The sequence below is a fragment of the Sphingobacterium sp. PCS056 genome, from assembly GCF_023273895.1.
Classification (GTDB): domain Bacteria; phylum Bacteroidota; class Bacteroidia; order Sphingobacteriales; family Sphingobacteriaceae; genus Sphingobacterium.
Window position 1 is genome coordinate 44,349 of record NZ_CP096883.1, and the last position, 17,636, is coordinate 61,984.

The 17,636-nt window shown below is 36.6% G+C and carries 13 protein-coding genes; 4 read left to right on the forward strand and 9 right to left on the reverse strand.

Annotated features, from left to right (window positions below; translation table 11 throughout):
• Nucleotides 1-161 precede the first annotated feature (161 nt).
• From MUB18_RS00175 to alaS, 6 genes are all read right to left on the reverse strand, one after another.
• On the reverse strand, nucleotides 162-1,661 hold the full coding sequence (locus MUB18_RS00175; RefSeq protein ID WP_248754635.1) for a M14 family zinc carboxypeptidase: 1,500 nt from the start codon (nucleotides 1,659-1,661) through the stop codon (nucleotides 162-164).
• Nucleotides 1,662-1,789: 128 nt separating this feature from the next.
• Entirely contained in the window at nucleotides 1,790-2,842 is a 1,053-nt protein-coding gene (locus MUB18_RS00180) for an LD-carboxypeptidase (protein WP_248754636.1), read from the reverse strand.
• Between the two features lie 19 nt (nucleotides 2,843-2,861).
• Nucleotides 2,862-4,199 carry a dihydroorotase gene (locus tag MUB18_RS00185; protein ID WP_248754637.1) on the reverse strand — a complete coding sequence of 446 codons (1,338 nt, stop codon included), beginning with the start codon at nucleotides 4,197-4,199 and terminating at the stop codon, nucleotides 2,862-2,864.
• 328 nt (nucleotides 4,200-4,527) lie between these two features.
• The gene (locus MUB18_RS00190; protein ID WP_045754305.1) at nucleotides 4,528-5,220 is read right to left on the reverse strand and encodes a response regulator transcription factor; all 693 of its coding nucleotides are present in this window, start codon (nucleotides 5,218-5,220) and stop codon (nucleotides 4,528-4,530) included.
• A 101-nt stretch (nucleotides 5,221-5,321) separates the two neighbouring features.
• A complete protein-coding gene (locus MUB18_RS00195) occupies nucleotides 5,322-6,422 on the reverse strand; it encodes a TlpA family protein disulfide reductase (protein ID WP_248754638.1) in 1,101 nt (366 codons plus the stop codon).
• Between the two features lie 9 nt (nucleotides 6,423-6,431).
• Nucleotides 6,432-9,047: an alanine--tRNA ligase gene (gene alaS, locus MUB18_RS00200; protein ID WP_248754639.1), complete on the reverse strand. Its 2,616-nt coding sequence runs from the start codon at nucleotides 9,045-9,047 to the stop codon at nucleotides 6,432-6,434.
• A 427-nt stretch (nucleotides 9,048-9,474) separates the two neighbouring features.
• On the opposite strand from alaS, the gene MUB18_RS00205 reads away from it, so the two are divergent.
• From MUB18_RS00205 to MUB18_RS00220, 4 genes are all read left to right on the forward strand, one after another.
• Nucleotides 9,475-10,272, forward strand: a complete 798-nt coding sequence (locus MUB18_RS00205; protein ID WP_411028127.1) for a universal stress protein — start codon at nucleotides 9,475-9,477, stop codon at nucleotides 10,270-10,272.
• A 6-nt stretch (nucleotides 10,273-10,278) separates the two neighbouring features.
• Nucleotides 10,279-11,154 (forward strand): universal stress protein, encoded by an 876-nt coding sequence (locus MUB18_RS00210; protein WP_248754641.1) that lies wholly within the window; start codon nucleotides 10,279-10,281, stop codon nucleotides 11,152-11,154.
• 190 nt (nucleotides 11,155-11,344) lie between these two features.
• On the forward strand, nucleotides 11,345-12,682 hold the full coding sequence (locus tag MUB18_RS00215) for an OmpA family protein (RefSeq protein ID WP_045754300.1): 1,338 nt from the start codon (nucleotides 11,345-11,347) through the stop codon (nucleotides 12,680-12,682).
• A gap of 281 nt (nucleotides 12,683-12,963) precedes the next feature.
• Nucleotides 12,964-14,835 carry a DEAD/DEAH box helicase gene (locus tag MUB18_RS00220; RefSeq protein ID WP_094773001.1) on the forward strand — a complete coding sequence of 624 codons (1,872 nt, stop codon included), beginning with the start codon at nucleotides 12,964-12,966 and terminating at the stop codon, nucleotides 14,833-14,835.
• Between the two features lie 100 nt (nucleotides 14,836-14,935).
• On the opposite strand, the gene rlmB is transcribed toward MUB18_RS00220, so the two are convergent.
• The 3 genes from rlmB to MUB18_RS00235 form a co-directional block, all read right to left on the reverse strand.
• Entirely contained in the window at nucleotides 14,936-15,709 is a 774-nt protein-coding gene (gene rlmB, locus MUB18_RS00225; RefSeq protein ID WP_045756020.1) for a 23S rRNA (guanosine(2251)-2'-O)-methyltransferase RlmB, read from the reverse strand.
• 107 nt (nucleotides 15,710-15,816) lie between these two features.
• Nucleotides 15,817-16,272, reverse strand: a complete 456-nt coding sequence (locus tag MUB18_RS00230) for a hypothetical protein (protein ID WP_248754642.1) — start codon at nucleotides 16,270-16,272, stop codon at nucleotides 15,817-15,819.
• 185 nt (nucleotides 16,273-16,457) lie between these two features.
• Nucleotides 16,458-17,627, reverse strand: a complete 1,170-nt coding sequence (locus MUB18_RS00235) for a DNA polymerase III subunit gamma/tau (protein ID WP_248754643.1) — start codon at nucleotides 17,625-17,627, stop codon at nucleotides 16,458-16,460.
• Nucleotides 17,628-17,636: the final 9 nt, after the last annotated feature.

The window sequence follows — 17,636 nt, forward strand, 5'->3', positions numbered from 1 at the left end:
ATTTTAAAATAACATTTTATTTTTTTAGTAACGAAGTGACTAGTGATCAAGTAACAAGATAGTCTAACCTTCTAACTCTCCTTATAGTAACAAAGTGACTAGTGATCAAGTGACAAATGGTCTAACTTTCTAACCATCTCACTTTCTCACTCTCTACCTCCCTACCGAACGATCTGTTTCATATTCAACGGTAATTCCTGATTCAAATCTATCAAATAACCGTTGATAACGGCATATTGGATTTCTTCATTCTTTTTTAAGAAAAAGTTTGCTTCTTTACCTAAACTTAAGCTATTATAAGTCTGCAATTTCGCTGTAGTTAGAATATGGATAGGCAAATTGTGCAGCGTATGTGGTTGAGCTCTATCCACTCTTACTGCAGCATAGCCCTGTTTCAATAATGCTTTTATATCGGCCTTGTCCAGATCACTTATCTGATTAAATTGCTTGTCATATACCTTAGCTTCTACAAGTTCGAAACCTGAAAGATCGAGATCATCGTATCCATAAAAATCACGTAGATCTCCTATATCTTCCACATATCCTTTAACGTGATAATCGTCATTTACCGTGATTTCATCTCGACGGATGGCAATATCAACTTTCAAAGGTAATCCCTTTGAAACAGTGGATACGCGACGCAATATAACATCGTGCAACTGGGAGGCATTGAAAGGTATCTGTTGGTATGCTGAGATCGCAAATTGCTGATAACTATCTTGTGCGATTTGCATTAAAGCATTTAGAATCACAATGAAATTCAATTTTCTGATCTGCTGTTTTTCAGAATCTCCTGCAAATGCTCCCGATTCAATTAAGATCGTGCTGGTTCCCCATTTTTGAAAACTATCTCCAAAAGCTCTTGGAGAATGTTCATCATCATATTTGGCTACTGCTCCTGGTATATAATCTTGGAGTAATTGATGCATTCCTGCAATTATTTTCATAGCATTGCCACGGACTTCATTAATATCACGCTCCCAGTTATAAGCTGGAGCCAATAGCGAAATAGTAACTGGTGTCTTAGTTCCGGGTACATTGTAATAGATATTCTGATCGTGTAAATTGAATCCAAATTGTGGTTTTACAAGTGCTGCCTGCTGTCTTAAAAGTTTTCCCTCCGGTGTTGCTGTATCTCGGGCATCTCGATTGAGATCAATATGTTGTGCATTTCTTCTGGTGTAAACTTCTGCTCCATCGGGATTGAGCATCGGGATAAAGTGAATGGTTAAATGGGATTTCAACAGTGATCTTAAGGCATCAAATTGATCATTTTTACCTTCTAAAAAATTGAAAAGATCGAATAATGCCATCGTTGCGGTCGGTTCATCGCCATGCATTTGAGACCATAGCATAACTTTTTTGTTTCCAGCTCCGTAGATAAGCTCATAGATGGCTCGTTTTTGGACTGATTGTCCGATCTGCTTGACTTGTAGATCCTGTGATGCTTGATATTTTTTTATTAAATCGACTACTTGAGCATGTTTAAATCTCCGGCTTGTTAAGGTAGACTCTCTATATAATGAATGGGCTTCATCAAAGTCATTTTTATTTAAATTCATGGTTTGGGCAAAAATTGTATTTATAGAAATGATGAAGATTAAAAAGAAGATAATTTTCATCATGGAGCTAATTTCCGTCAGTCTAATCCGTTTATTCATCAATCATCTTGTTTATGATAGACACTTATATTTCCTTCAGTAATGTTAAAGATCTGAAGTGGTCATGATCTGTTGATTATTTTGGTTTACAAACTACTGTATGTGTATGCTGGTTCTATTTATCTAGATTAATCTTTTAATACTTGCTGTAATAAGGTAATCGTTCCTTTGTCGGCATCCATTTTGACATGTGCGCCTACAGGTAGGATAAATTGATTGGCAATATGTCCGATCATCGCTCCTGAATAAGCGGGTACTCCCAGTGGTTTGATATAATCGTTTAGGACTTGTTCCAATGTTAATGAACCGTATCCACCTGCGGGCCCGCAGTCGGTGCATTTGCCAAAGACAAAACCTTTGATCTGCTCTAAAATTCCGGCTAATTTCAATTGACAGAACATGCGGTCTACTCGTTCTATATTTTCATCGACTTCTTCTAAAAATAGAATTGCATTTTTAAAGTCTGGCAAATAGGCTGACCCGCACAGCCCACTGAGCAGTGTTAGGTTTCCTCCTAATAGTATTCCTTCTGCTTGTCCTGACCTTATGGTAGTGATTCGTTCTTTATATTGGATAAAATTATCTCCTTTATCTGTTGGGTTTGCAAACTGTGTCGGCTGATTGAGAAAAAATTGATTTTCAAAATTTTTAGCAACGGTATTGCTCCATGTACTGATACCGACTGCGCCATGAAAGGATATTAAACCAGTCTTTTTATAGAAGGCCATGATCAGTGCGGTAATATCGCTATAACCTAATAATACTTTGGGGTTATTGGCGATGAGTTTATAATCAATCTTTGGCAATAAGCGGGAAGCTCCTGCTCCTCCGCGTATACAGACAATCGCTTTTACTTCTTGGTCTGCAAACATGCTGTGGATATCGGCTAGGCGCTCTTCATCTTTTCCTGCAAAATTTCCATATCTGCTTCGGATATGTTTTCCTTCTTTTACTTTGAAACCAAATTTTTCAAAGATTTCGCGGGTCATAACGATGGATTCTTCGGTATCAATAACTCCCGCAGGAGCTATTAATCCGATGGTATCTCCCCTGCGCAATACTTGAGCAAGTAATTTCTTTTGGTCAGCTAGAGTTTCAAAGAAATCTTCCTGCGCAAATGACAGTGCAGGTATTCCTGTTGCGACTAAGCCTAAAGATTTTAAAAAGGTTCTTTTGTCCATAGCTAGAGGATTAGCAAAATTATCGGTTAAACAATAGACGCTTTCCTGAACCGTACTCGATCAAGCTTCCCTTAGAATATGCTAATTGTCCTGATACAATGGTGTGTTCGATTGACGATTTAAAGGTATGATCTTCAAATGGTGACCATCCACATTTGGAAAGGATATTTGATTTTGTAACTGTATATGGTTTGTTTAGGTCTACCAATACTAAATCTGCCCAATATCCTTCTCGAATAAAACCACGTTCTTCGATCTGAAAACAAATTGCTGTATTGTGTGCTGATTTTTGAACGATCTGCTCTAAAGTCATTTTACCATCATGATACAGATCCAGTAGTGCTTGTAACGCATGTTGCACTAATGGCCCTCCCGATGGTGCCGCACTATAGGCTTGTGATTTTTCTGCAATCGTATGAGGAGCATGATCAGTAGCAATGACATCAATGTGTCCGTCCAATACTGCTTTTACAATTTCGTCTCTATCGTTTGCTGTTTTTACGGCAGGATTCCATTTAATAAAATTACCTTTTGTAGCGTAATCTGCATCGGAGAACCACATATGGTGAATACATGCTTCTGCGGTAATTAATTTTTCCGCCAAGGGGATGTCATTTCTAAATAAGGCAATTTCTTTGGCTGTTGATATGTGTAGGATATGCAAACGCGTATTGTTCTTTTTAGCTAATTCAACTGCTTTGGAAGAGGAGATGTAGCAGGCTTCAGCAGAGCGGATAAGTGGATGCATGTCTATCGTCAATCCTGCATCGCCATATTGCCCTTTGTATATAGCTAAATTTTCTTGTATAGTCGTTTCGTCTTCACAATGTGTAGCGACCAACGTTGGTGAATTGGCAAATATATCTTCCAATGCGCGCTCATTGTCCACTAACATATTTCCGGTCGATGATCCCATGAATACTTTCACACCACAGACATCACGAGGATTGGTTTTCAATACCTCTTCCAGATTATCATTGGCTGCCCCCATAAAGAAGGAATAATTGGCTAAAGCATTTTGAGATGCGATATCATACTTATCTTGTAATAAGGACTGTGTCAACGTATTGGGTACTGTATTGGGCATTTCCATAAAGGATGTGGTTCCTCCTGCTACCGCAGCACGACTTTCGTGCCATATATCGGCTTTGTGCGTTAATCCTGGTTCACGGAAATGAACTTGGTCATCAATTAATCCGGGTAAAAGGTATAAGCCCTCTGCATTAATCTCCTGATCGGCTGGGTGATTAATTTCTGCAGCAATCATTTCGATACGACCGTGGCTGATATATACATCTGAAGTTGTTATTTTTCCCTCGTTAACGATTTGCGCAGATTTTATAAGTATTGTTGACATAGTTGCTTGTAATATTTAATATGATAACAAACTTAGAGAAATTTGTTTTATGTTCAATTCTAATTGCATAATATATCCAAAAATTTATTCGCTATAATTTGTTTTTATGCGAAACTATTAAAGGTGTTGAAAAAATTATCTTTGATCTAGTATCAGCCCAGTCTCTTCTAGCAGAAATAAGCTCTGAAAGGATTTGAAATTATTAAAATTCTGAATTCCTTATCATACTGAAATCATCACATAACTATTCCTGACCGCTGGTCTATAAAACAGAAAAAGCGGTAATGAATCATTACTGCTTTTTCTGTTTTTAAAAGTTAAAGTAAACTTAGGCTACATCAAATTTGTATCCCACTCCTTTTACGGTAGTTACATAATCTTCACCAATTTTTTCTCTCAGTTTTCTAATATGTACATCAATAGTCCTATTGGTAACAACTACAGAATCTTCCCAGATACTTTTCAGTATCTGCTCTCTGGTAAATACTTTATTGGGTTTGGATGCAAGCAAGTACATCAACTCAAATTCTTTTTTTGCAAGCACAATTTTCTGTTCACCACGATATACTAAGAAAGAATCACGATCGATCACTAAATCCATGATTTCTAATTTATCTTGTGATCTTGCTGCTTCTTCAGATACATTTCTTCTTAGAATGGCATTAATACGGCTCATCAAAGCACGAGGCTTGATAGGCTTTGCTATATAATCATCGGCTCCTACATGGAAACCTGCGATTTCGGAATATTCTTCACTTCTAGCCGTTAAAAATACCATAAATGTATTCTTAAACTCAGGCATAGCACGCATTAGTCGGCAAGCTTCGATACCATCCATCTTTGGCATCATCACATCCAAGATAATGAGATCTGGATTGATATCTTTAGCTACATTGATAGCTTCATGACCATTCGAGGCAGTTGATACTTGATATCCTTCTCGCTTTAAATTGTAAGCAATTAAATCTAGAATATCCTGCTCATCATCAACTACTAATATTTTTTGCTTTGCAATGCTCATCTTCTTTTTTTTGCTAAATTATGAACAAAATGACAACAAAACATTAACGAAGTGTTATTAAATTGTTAAGTAACATTCCGAAAGTTAATATATAATTTGCGCTATTTTAAAGTTTTCTTTAAAAAATCCTCCAATTCTTTGCCACGTAAATTTTTAGCAACAATCAAACCTTCAGGATTTAACACATAAGATGCGGGAATTCCTGTAATGCGGTACAAGCCTACTACGGTCGACCCCCATGCTTTTAAATCCGAAGCATTGGTCCATTGTAACTGATCATCAGCAATAGCACGCATCCAAGGTCCTGGATTATCATCTAATGATACGCCAAAAACATCAAATCCTTTTCCTTTATATTGATGGTATAACTTGACAATATTGGGATTTTCCTGACGACAAGGCATACACCACGACGCCCAAAAATCTAACAATACGTACTTACCTTTAAAATCCGATAGTTTGATTGATTTATTGTTCGGTGTAAATGATTCAAAGTCTGGAGCAGGTTGGCCTATAGCCAATGTTCTCAATTTGTTTGTTTCTTCTTTGAACTGTGTAACGTAACCATTGTCTAAGAACTTATCTTTGATCTTATCGGCATAGGCTATAATTTCAGATTCTGCAATCTCCGGATCTAAGGTACTGATAGCATAAAAACCTGCTATATCATCATGATTTTCAGCAAAATCTACTGCTGCTTTAGTATAATACTGCAGTTGTTCGGTAAACTTCTGTTTATATTCGCTTCGCAGATTTTCAATTTCATCAACATCTGCGGTGATCGACTTTTTAGCAAAATCTGCTTGCAAAGAATCACGAACAGCATCACGTCGGTTTCTCATTTTGGAGAAAGTCTTGATCGTGGATGATAGATCCGACCCTTCGATCACATAGTCATTGACATCTTTTTGAAGGTCTGCTTTGAATACAATCTCCTCACCTGGAGAAGCAATCAAATCATACCTATTTTTACCTACACGAAGAGATAATAGACGTGCTTGACTGGTAGGCCGTTTAAATTGAAAAGCATTATTATCTCCAAAAAACATGGAATCTAATTTTCTTTCGCCTTCGTATAAGGATACTACTTTGATATTTCCGGGATTTTCAATTTGACCAGAAATTGTAAACTCGTCTTTATTTTTACATCTAACTAGAAATAAAAATAAAAAGCCCACCATTAGCAACGTCTGTTTCATCATATTATCTTTTTATTTTATAAATTCTATAGCTCTATCAATCGCAGTTGCTAATCCAGCACTATCTTTTCCTCCAGCTGTCGCAAAGAATGGTTGTCCACCTCCACCACCTTGGATATCTTTTGCTAAATCGCGGATGATATTGCCAGCATTCAAGCCTCTTGATTTTGCTAACTCATCTGAAATCACAACAGTCAAACTTGGTTTGCCATCAAAATCTGCTCCTATGACTAAAAATAAATTATCAACGGCACCTTTCAAGGCATACGCCAATGTTTTAACGGCTTCTGCATTTGGCAGATCAACAACTGTAGCTAAGAAATTAACATCGCCCACTTGTTGCAATTTGCTTTCTAGGTCTGATTTTAACGCCAAAGATTTTTCAATAATCGTTTTTTCTATTTCCTTCTTCAAGGCGCCATTTTCCTCTACCAATTTGCCCATAGCTGCAACAAAATCTTTTGGATTATTGAGCAATCCTTTGATCTGATCTACTAACTCAAAATGTTCGCGGATAACAGCTGCAGATCTTGTTCCTGTAATGGCTTCGATACGACGTACACCGGCAGCGACAGCGGACTCTGATGTGATTTTAAAGAAACCGATCTGTCCAGTTGCCTTAACGTGTGTACCACCACAAAGCTCTTTTGAGAATGTATCATCGAAAGTAATGACACGAACGTAATCACCATATTTCTCACCAAATAAAGCCGTAACGCCAGAATCTAATGCTTGCTGATAGGGTATGTTGCGTTCTTCCTTCAGTACAATATTTTCACGGATCTTAGTGTTAACTATGTCTTCTACTTGTTTGATCTCTTGGTCTGTTACTTTTGAAAAATGGGAAATATCAAAACGCAAAACATCTGCATTGACTAATGAGCCTTTTTGATTCACATGGTCACCTAATACTTGCTTTAAAGCGGCATGGAGTAGATGTGTCGCGGAGTGATTATTTTCGGTATCAACTCGTTTTGCTTGATCTACTTGAGCAATAAAAAGACCTTCAAAACTCTGCGGTAATGTATCGATAAAATGTACGAATAAACCGTTTTCTTTTTTGGTGTCGGTGATATATATTTTTTCTCCAGAAACGTCAGATACTAGAACTCCGGTATCTCCTATCTGACCACCACCTTCGGCATAAAAAGGTGTTACCGATAGTACCAACTGAAATTGGTCTTTGCCTTTTGCTGAAACTTTACGGTATTTGACAATTTCTGTTTTTGCCGTTAAGGTATCGTAACCGACAAATTCAAATCCTTCGTCTTCATTGACTAAAATCCAGTCTCCGGTATCAATTGCTGTTGCCGCACGGGAACGCTCTTTTTGAATCTGTAATGCTTCATTAAAACCAACCATATCCACGGACAGATTTTTCTCTCTTGCTAACAATTCGGTCAAGTCAATTGGAAATCCATAAGTATCGTAGAGCTCAAAAGCAAAGTCTCCTGCAATGGTTGTATTTGCTTCCGCATAATTTTCGAAACGTTGTACTCCGGTCACTAAAGTTCTCAAGAAGGATACTTCTTCTTCCAAAATCACTTTTTGAACAAAGCTTTCTTGTGCTTTCAATTCATTGAAAACACCATCAAATTGTGCTGCCAATAAGGGTACCAATTCGTTGATAAATGGGGCTTTGAAATTCAGAAAAGTATAAGCATAGCGTACCGCGCGACGCAAAATACGACGGATCACATACCCTGCCTTATTATTAGATGGTAACTGACCATCGGCGATAGCAAAACTAATCGCACGAATATGATCTGCAACCACACGCATAGCGATATCTGTTTTCTCATCTGCACCGTAAGCAATACCTGCTTTCTGAGAGATAAACTGAATAGTTGGTTGAAAAACATCGGTATCGTAATTGGATGTTTTTCCTTGAATAGATCTTACAAGACGTTCAAATCCCATTCCTGTATCGACGTGTTTGGCTGGTAGAGGTTGCAATGAGCCATCTTTTAAACGGTTAAATTGCATAAACACTAAGTTCCAGACTTCGATTACTTGTGGATGATCGGCATTGACAAGTGATTGGCCCGATACTTCTTGTCGCTCTTGCGCTGTGCGCATATCGTAATGGATTTCAGAACAAGGGCCACAAGGACCAGTCTCCCCCATTTCCCAAAAATTGTCTTTTTTATTTCCTAATAGAATACGATCTTCTGCAATCAAAGCTTTCCAAAAATCATAGGCTTCCGTATCTTTTGCTAATCCTTCTGAATCATCACCTTCGAAAATCGTGACGTAAAGACGGTCTTTATCTAATTTATATACATCAGTAAATAATTCCCATGCCCATTGGATTGCTTCTTTTTTGAAATAATCGCCGAAACTCCAATTTCCTAACATTTCAAATAAGGTATGGTGATAGGTGTCAATACCTACCTCTTCCAAATCATTATGTTTACCGGATACACGTAAACAACGTTGTGTATCGGCAACACGCGGAAATTTAATGGCGGCCTCGCCTAAAAATAAATCTTTAAATTGATTCATTCCCGCGTTTGTAAACATCAATGTGGGATCATTTTTCACCACAACTGGTGCTGATGGTACGATTTGGTGTCCTTTACTTTTGAAAAAATCCAAAAAAGCCTGACGAATTTCTCTACTTGTCATTGAAAATCTAATTGTCTAATTATGATGATGCAAACTTACTTAAATTTGCCTCGTAATGCAATTAGACAGATGTATTTTAGTCTACAATAATGTATTAAGAATGTCAAGAATTGAAATATATTTTGACTATTTTTAGAAATACTTCATTTTAGAATAAGATTTAAGAAATTAAAATGGAGTTAGTTACTTTTTCAAATAGTATGTCTAAAATCACTTTATTTCATTAAATTAATCACATATTTAAATCATTATAACAAATACCTTTACATTAGGTAAGAAAACAAAACTAACTTATACCAATTATGTTAAACAACTACGGTGATGTAGTCATGTTTTTTTAACCAACGATAGCACACAACATAACACTTAACGATCAACAACATGAGCAATAAAATTTTAGTTCCAATTGATTTTTCAGACAATGCCCATACTGCTATTCAATTTGCAATTGATCTGGCAAAAAAAAAGGGGATTTGAGATTCATTTATATCATAACTATACGGTCTCATCCAGTAGTTTTGAGGATGAAAGCAAGGAAAGTACTGACGAAAATTTCAAAGCAGATATATTAATGTCTGATTTGATCGATAAGTTGAAAGCCAACAATCCCACAGTCACTTTTACTTCGAAATGCGAGCGTGGTATTATCACAGAGTCCTTATTTAAGGAAACAAAAAATGCGGACTATTCAGCTATTATCATGGGAACAAAAGGGAAAACCGACGATACCAGTGTCATTGTCGGTAGTACAACCTACGCTGTCAGCCAAAAAAGTAATATTCCTGTGATTGCCATTCCGGTTCATTATCAAACAAAAGATATCCATAAGATTGGTCTACTTTCTAATTTTAAATATGCTGAGCTAGATACTTTAAATGAATTTATCAAAATATTTGGATCCAATGTGAAAGTACAAATCATACATGTACACTATCACCCAGATTCTGAGGCTGATATCGAGGATAAATTAGAAATCTGGAAATATCAAATCAAGAAACATACTGAAATCACAGATGTGGACATAGAAGTAGATTCTATACAGACCGATGTGGAGGAATTGGATACGATTCCTGAAGTGATCAATGAGATTATTAAAGATGAACAAATTGATCTGGTATTGATAACGAAGACACGTAAATCATTTTTTGAACGATTATTTAAAAAGTCTGTTGCAAAACAAATTATTCATCATCCTATTATTCCTACATTTTTTTCTAAAGCTTAAATTACTATGGGTAAAATATTAGTGCCAATCGATTTTTCTGAAAACTCGATTATTGCTGCAAGATATGCAAGGGAAATTGCGCTTGAAAATCATGATGAGCTGGTTTTCTTACACGTGTATACGAAACATGTAAACAAATACGCAAATTTTGTCGTACGTGGTGAGAAAATTATTGATCCTACCATAAAAGATGCAGAACAAAAACTGAGTGAATTGGTCAACCAAGTTAAGGACAAATATCCAACGTTGACAATAAGCCAGCTTTTTGATGAGGGGATTCTCTCGGAAGTAATTGCAAAAGAAACAGCGAAGAACAGTTATAAAGTAGTGGTAATGGGAACAAAAGGGGCATCAGGAATTGAGTCGGTTCTGATCGGCAGCAATACCTATGATGCAATTAAAGATGCACAAATCCCTGTTTTGGCAATCCCTGCTTACGCAACAACATATAAAAAAGATACCATTGCACTGTTGACAAATTTCAAACCTGGTGAATTGGAAGTTCTAAAACAGGCGATACCTGTATTTGGGAATAAATTTCATCTTCTATTGATACACATTAACAAGGCTGAAGCTGAATTAAAAGTATTGGACAAAAAGTTTGACGAATGGATCGATAGCATCATTAGAGAGACAGGTATCGATGATATTTCATATACCATAAAAAATAGAAGCTATTTTGTCAATTCGGCAGAAAGAATCGCAAATGGAATACAGACCATGATTCGTGATGAAAACATCGACATTATCTTAATTACAAAAAGCCGCAAGACATTTTTTCAAAACTTATTTTCTGAAAACATTATTAAAGAAATGGCTATGGAAATTATGATTCCGAATTTCTTTGGCAAGACCATTTCCAAGGTGGAAATTCCTAAATAAACTACATGTTAACGTAGAAATGTAAATTATAGTATACATGATGTTACATTTTTTATGGCAAAGCAAATGAATAAGTGGTCAATTAACTACAAAAACGGGTAAATCTACAACAGGTTTTATTAGATGGGCCCACATTGGCAACATTATTGCCTTATGCACCATAGAAGATTAAAAATTAAAATTAGATAATATGAAGATTAACCTTAAGAAAACTGGTTTATTAGTAGCAGCGGGACTGTTAACATCTGCTTCATTTGCACAAAATGCAAAAGTTGGTTCTATCGAAGGAACTACTCCACTAGGATCATCGACTGAATATAGAACTTGGTCGATTGGTATAGGTGCAGGGGTTTTAAATCAAACTAATATTTTCGGTTTTAACCGTAAAGATTATAATGATTTGGATCATAACTTAGGTTATTCGGCATACATTAAGAAACAAATTTCCCCTTCTTTCGGATTCAAAGCATCGTACTTAGGTGGAAAAGTTGGTGGAGCATATAAAGATGGCTCACAGTCTTTCGAAACTAAAACACCTTGGTCAGCTGCATTATCTGGAGAATGGACTATGGCGAATTCCAATTGGAGATTTTTCAATAGTTTCATCAAACCCTACGCTTCATTAGGTTTAGGAGTTTTGAACTCTGAAGCAACAGTAACGATGGGATCGACAAGTACAACATCTGATTCGCAATCAAAGTTGTTCGTTCCAGCTGATTTCGGTTTTAAATTTGCAATCGCAAAAGGTATTAACTTAGACTTAGGTTATCAGTTAAACTGGGCAAACCAGAAATTCGATGGATCTAATCCTGCTGCATCTCCACAACCAACTTACAAAAATGACTTATTCTCATATGCACATGCTGGTTTAGAAATTGCTTTAGGTGATGGTTCAAAACCTGCTTTGAATAATTCAAACCCGGTAGCTACATTGGTACATGATTATACAGCTAAATATGATGAGTTAAAAGCACAACGTGATGCATTGGATGCTGCAAATAAAGCATTACAATCAAAAGTAGAATCATTAAATGCTGATTTACAAGATGATGACGGTGATGGTGTTGCTAACAAATTTGACAAATGTCCAAATACACCTTCAGGTGTTCAAGTAGATGGTGCTGGTTGTCCAATCCTTGTTAAAAATGAAACTAAAATCGTAGAGAAAGTGATCACTGAAACGGATAGAAGAACTGTTGATGAGGCTATCAAAAACTTAGAATTCGAAACTGGTAAATCCGTGATTCGTGCTAACTCTTACAACTCATTAAATAAAGTTGCTGCATTATTAGTAGAAAAAGATTTCAGTTTGAAATTAGCGGGTCACACCGATAACACAGGTTCATTAGAATTAAACTTGAGATTATCTAAAGAGCGTGCTGAGGCAGTGAAAGCTTACTTAGTATCTAAAGGTGCTAATCCTTCTCGTATTGAAGCTACTGGTTATGGTCCAAACCAACCTATTGCATCTAATAAAACTGCAGAAGGCCGTCAACAAAACCGTCGTGTTGAGTTTACAATATATTAGTAGATATTACTATCATAAAGAAGGGCTACTCCAAAAGAGTGGCCCTTTTTACATGATTAATTTTTGAGTATAACTAAAATTATTTGACTAAAGTATTTTAAGATCGATAAAAATTAAAATAACAGAACCTTCCTTATAGGTATTTAAAACGATGAACGGAACATTTTGTCATCCAAAAAACACAATATATCAAATACTTAAGTGAAAAATTAGTTTGGTAAATATTATTTCCCTATATTTGCATCGCCTTAGGCAATAGAGCCTATTGTATAAATTAATTCATGAACCCATTTTTAGAACTGGGAATCCGTGAGGAAATTGTTAATGCCATCTCAGAATTAGGTTTTGAAAAACCTTCTGAAATTCAGGAAAAAGCCATTCCTGTTTTATTGACTGGTAACGACGATTTTGTCGGATTAGCCCAAACCGGCACAGGTAAGACAGCAGCATTTGGTCTTCCATTATTACAGCAATTAGACTTTTCTCAGAAACATCCTCAAGCGTTGGTATTATGCCCGACACGTGAGCTTTGTTTGCAAATCTCGAAAGATATAGAAAGATATGCTAAAAACCTAGACAACGTACATGTTGTTGCGGTTTATGGAGGTGCAAATATTAGTGACCAACTACGTCAGATCAGACGTGGAGTGCAAATTGTAGTAGCGACCCCTGGTCGTATGTTAGATATCATTGGCCGTAATGCTATTGATTTCTCTCAAGTAAAATATGTTGTGTTAGATGAAGCGGATGAGATGCTTAATATGGGCTTCAAAGAAGACATCAACAACATTTTGTCAGAGACTCCTGACACTAAAAAAACATGGTTATTCTCAGCTACTATGCCTTCAGAGGTTCGTCGTATTGCTAAAAACTATATGACTGATCCTGTAGAGATGACTGTAGGAACAAAAAACACAGGTAATGCAAACATTGAGCATCAATATTATTTGATTAGAGCTAAAGATAAATATGCTGCTTTCAAACGTATTGTTGATTCAAACCCTGATATTTTTGGTATCGTATTTTGTCGTACAAAAATTGAAACTCAAGAAATTGCAGAATCTTTAATTAAAGATGGTTACAATGCGGATTCACTACACGGAGATTTATCTCAACAACAACGTGATAAAGTGATGAAACGTTACCGTGACCGTAGTTTACAACTACTAATCGCTACCGATGTAGCGGCGCGTGGTATTGATGTAAACGACGTAACTCACGTAATTAACTTCTCTTTACCTGATGAAATTGAAAACTATACTCACCGTTCGGGCCGTACAGCTCGTGCTGGTAAAACTGGTATTTCAATCTCTTTAATCAACATTAAAGAACAAAGCAAAATCCGTCAACTTGAAAAAGTTATCGGAAAGCAATTTGAACGTAAACAAGTTCCTCAAGGAGCTGATGTTGTTGAAAAGCAATTATTGACAATCATCAATAAAGTTCAGAATGTAGAAGTTAATGAGGATCAAATCAATCAATTCTTACCAGCTATTATGGAAGGTTTTGAGTCGTTATCGAAAGAAGATATCGTAAAAAGATTTGCTTCATTAGAGTTCAATAGATTCTTAGATTATTACAAAGGTGCACACGATTTAAATATCGAAGCACGTGATATCAGCAGCAATGGCCGCGAACGTGGCGAAAGAGGTGAACGTGGTGAAAGAGGCGAGCGTGGTAGTTCAAAAGGATTTACTCGTTTGTTTATGAACTTAGGTTCTGTAGATGAATTCAGCCGTGGAGACATGTTAGGATTTATCTGTAACAACGCTAAAATCTCTGGTAAATCAATTGGTAAAATTGATCTAAAAGGAGTTTTCACATTCTTTGAAGTTGAAGATGCTGAAGTTGCTAAAGTATTTGAAGGATTCAAAGAAGTTGATTTCAACGGACGTAATGTTCGCATCGAAGTTTCTGGAGATGGAAAAACTGAAAACCGTGGTGGTGGAAACAGAAGCCGTGGTGGAAGTGGTGAGCGCAGAAGCTTTGGCGGCGGTGAAAGACGTGAAGGTGGATACCGTGGTGGAGATCGCAGAAGTGGTGGCGGTGAAAGACGTGAAGGTGGATACCGTGGTGGAGATCGCAGAGAAGGAAACGGTGGTGGTTTTAGAGACTTTTCTGGAAAAAGAAAAGAATCTAGTAACAAATACTAATCTATTCAAGCTATAAATAATAAGAGCGGCTATCCAAAAGATAGCCGCTCTTATTTATTTGATATTATACTCCGCTTATATTAAACGAAAAGTGCGATCGTTACTTGACACGCTGACGAATAGCTTCGTAAAGGACTACTCCAGCTGAAACAGATACGTTTAATGAACCTATTTCTCCAAACATGGGTATCTTTGCTAAATGATCAGCAATACGAATTAAGTCGTCTGATACTCCTGTATCCTCAGCTCCCATGATGATACATGTAGGTACGGTATAATCTACATCATAAATACTATCTTTTGTCTTCTCCGTACTTACTACCAACTGTATCCCCGATTCAATCAAAAATTTACCAATCTTAGCCAAACCTTCATGACGACATACTGGAATTTTATATAAAGCGCCTGCTGAAGTCTTTATCGCATCAGGGTTAACTTCCGCAGAACCCTTCTTGGGTACAATGATAGCATGAACGCCCGAACATTCGGCTGTACGTGCAATAGCGCCAAAGTTGCGCACATCTGTAACACCATCCAACATTAAAAATAAGGGAACCTCGCCTTTTTCATAAATCTCAGGAACAATGTCTTCAATTTTTTGATAGGTAATAGGCGAAATAACAGCAATGACACCTTGATGGTTTTTGCGTGTGATACGGTTTAATTTCTCAATCGGAACTTGTTGAAATCCCAGATCGTGCTCCTTCAATAGGGCTTTCAATTCTAAAACTAAACTTCCGGCTAAACCTCTTTGAATAAATAATGATTCAATTTCTTTACCACTATCTATCGCTTCTATAACGGCACGAATACCGAAAACCATCTGATTGGCTTCACGATCTGCTGATCTATCGTGTCTTTGAAAATTTTGCATGCTTAATATTCTAAATAAGAATTGGTTGCTAGCAATTAGCTAACCAATTTGAAAGGCAAAGATACAAAAAGAAATATGGGTTAGTGAAATAATAGTTGGTCTAAGTCTTAACTTAAACCCAAATTTAATTCTTTTCTTAGTGTTTCTAAAAGTGGATTTTTTTGAACCATTGCCTGATATTTCTCTTGCGAGGTGTAAGGTTTACGAACCACATCATGTGCCATAATAACACCATGGAGATCTAGAGAAAAATTACGTAATACTGGACGGAGATAATTTAATACATCTATTTTTGCCGTGTTGAGCACATCCATCTGCACCATATTCTCGACCTCAACTTCTATTTTATTTGCAACCAACTTTGGTGGAACTGCAGTCATCAAGGTGTAGAGATTGATTTTATTTTCTTTTTTAATTTGATTAGCTAAAGCTTTCCAAGCTTGAATAAACTGCTCATGAGTGATCTCTTCTTGTTCGGTACCTTTTACTAAACTGGGTTCATTGTCCCCTTGCTCCTCTATTTTAGATTCAAAAATAGAATTTAGATCGGGTAGTGATGGCATAGAGCTTTTGGCAGCCCCCCATCCTCCTTTTTTTACTTTAGGTGGTAGATTGGAGATTTCAGGTTCTACTGTTTGCTCTTTTACCGTAGCTATCGGTGCTGCTACAGTTGGATAAGATGATAGTTGATCTTGTTTTACTGATAATGAAGGCTTTACCTCAGGAACAGGTGTACCTATTGATTGTGTTAAATCAGGGCGTTTTTTTTTAGCCCTTCGCTAACATCTGGAAGCTGAATACTTCCGAGCTGGCTTAATTTAATAGCACTTGATAAGTGACATATTTTGAGAAGTGCTAATTCAACTTGAAGACGTTGATTCTTACTTGTTCTATAATTGATCTCACATTGATTAGCAATATTCAATGCTGATAATAATAAACCTGTCGACGATTTTTGAGCTTGGTCAAGATACTTCATTCGTATGCTTTCGCTCACTTCTAGTAACTTTAAAGTAGCAGGTTCTTTTGCCACTAACAGATTTCTGAAATGTGATGCTAAACCTGAAATGAAATGGCTTCCGTCAAATCCATTATTTAAAATATCATTTAATATGAGTAATACTTGTGCTGGATTTTCGATTAAAATAGCATCAGTCAGCTTGAAAAAATAATCGTAATCTAAAATATTTAGATTATCAATGACTGCCTGATAGGTTACGTTCTTATTAGAAAAGCTCACAATTTGATCAAACATCGATAGTGCATCACGCAACCCACCATCTGCTTTTTGAGCGATGATATGGAGTCCGTCTTGATCAAACTGAATATCTTCATGATGAGCAATATGAGCCAAATGGTTGGCCATATCTTCGATACGAATGCGATTAAAGTCGAAAATCTGACAACGCGATAGAATCGTTGGTAATATTTTATGCTTTTCGGTGGTTGCTAAAATAAAAATAGCATAAGTAGGCGGTTCTTCCAAAGTCTTAAGAAAGGCATTGAAGGCTTGCTGCGATAGCATGTGAACCTCATCTATAATATAAATCTTAAATTTTCCTACTTGTGGTGGAATACGAACTTGATCAATGAGATTGCGAATGTCATCTACAGAATTGTTAGATGCTGCATCTAGCTCATGAATACTAAATGAATTGCCGTTTTGAAAAGAGATACAGCTATCACACTTGCCACAGGCTTCACTTTTGTCGGAGATATTTTCACAATTAATTGTTTTTGCTAAAATACGCGCACAGGTTGTTTTGCCAACACCTCTCGGTCCACAAAATAAAAATGCTTGAGCCAACTGATTGTTATGAATAGCATTTTTGAGTGTACCAGTGATGTGTTGCTGGCCGACAACCGAATCGAAGGTGACTGGGCGATATTTACGAGCAGAAACAATAAAATTTTCCATTGTACGAAG

Excerpts from the sequence above, each read along its gene's own strand:
- MUB18_RS00175 (WP_248754635.1), bottom strand. The coding sequence starts at position 1,661 with ATGAATAAACGGATTAGACTGACGGAAATTAGCTCCATGATGAAAATT.
- MUB18_RS00180 (WP_248754636.1), bottom strand. The coding sequence starts at position 2,842 with ATGGACAAAAGAACCTTTTTAAAATCTTTAGGCTTAGTCGCAACAGGA.
- MUB18_RS00185 (WP_248754637.1), bottom strand. The coding sequence starts at position 4,199 with ATGTCAACAATACTTATAAAATCTGCGCAAATCGTTAACGAGGGAAAA.
- MUB18_RS00190 (WP_045754305.1), bottom strand. The coding sequence starts at position 5,220 with ATGAGCATTGCAAAGCAAAAAATATTAGTAGTTGATGATGAGCAGGAT.
- MUB18_RS00195 (WP_248754638.1), bottom strand. The coding sequence starts at position 6,422 with ATGATGAAACAGACGTTGCTAATGGTGGGCTTTTTATTTTTATTTCTA.
- alaS (WP_248754639.1), bottom strand. The coding sequence starts at position 9,047 with ATGACAAGTAGAGAAATTCGTCAGGCTTTTTTGGATTTTTTCAAAAGT.
- MUB18_RS00210 (WP_248754641.1), top strand. The coding sequence starts at position 10,279 with ATGGGTAAAATATTAGTGCCAATCGATTTTTCTGAAAACTCGATTATT.
- MUB18_RS00215 (WP_045754300.1), top strand. The coding sequence starts at position 11,345 with ATGAAGATTAACCTTAAGAAAACTGGTTTATTAGTAGCAGCGGGACTG.
- MUB18_RS00220 (WP_094773001.1), top strand. The coding sequence starts at position 12,964 with ATGAACCCATTTTTAGAACTGGGAATCCGTGAGGAAATTGTTAATGCC.
- rlmB (WP_045756020.1), bottom strand. The coding sequence starts at position 15,709 with ATGCAAAATTTTCAAAGACACGATAGATCAGCAGATCGTGAAGCCAAT.
- MUB18_RS00230 (WP_248754642.1), bottom strand. The coding sequence starts at position 16,272 with ATGCCATCACTACCCGATCTAAATTCTATTTTTGAATCTAAAATAGAG.
- MUB18_RS00235 (WP_248754643.1), bottom strand. The coding sequence starts at position 17,627 with ATGGAAAATTTTATTGTTTCTGCTCGTAAATATCGCCCAGTCACCTTC.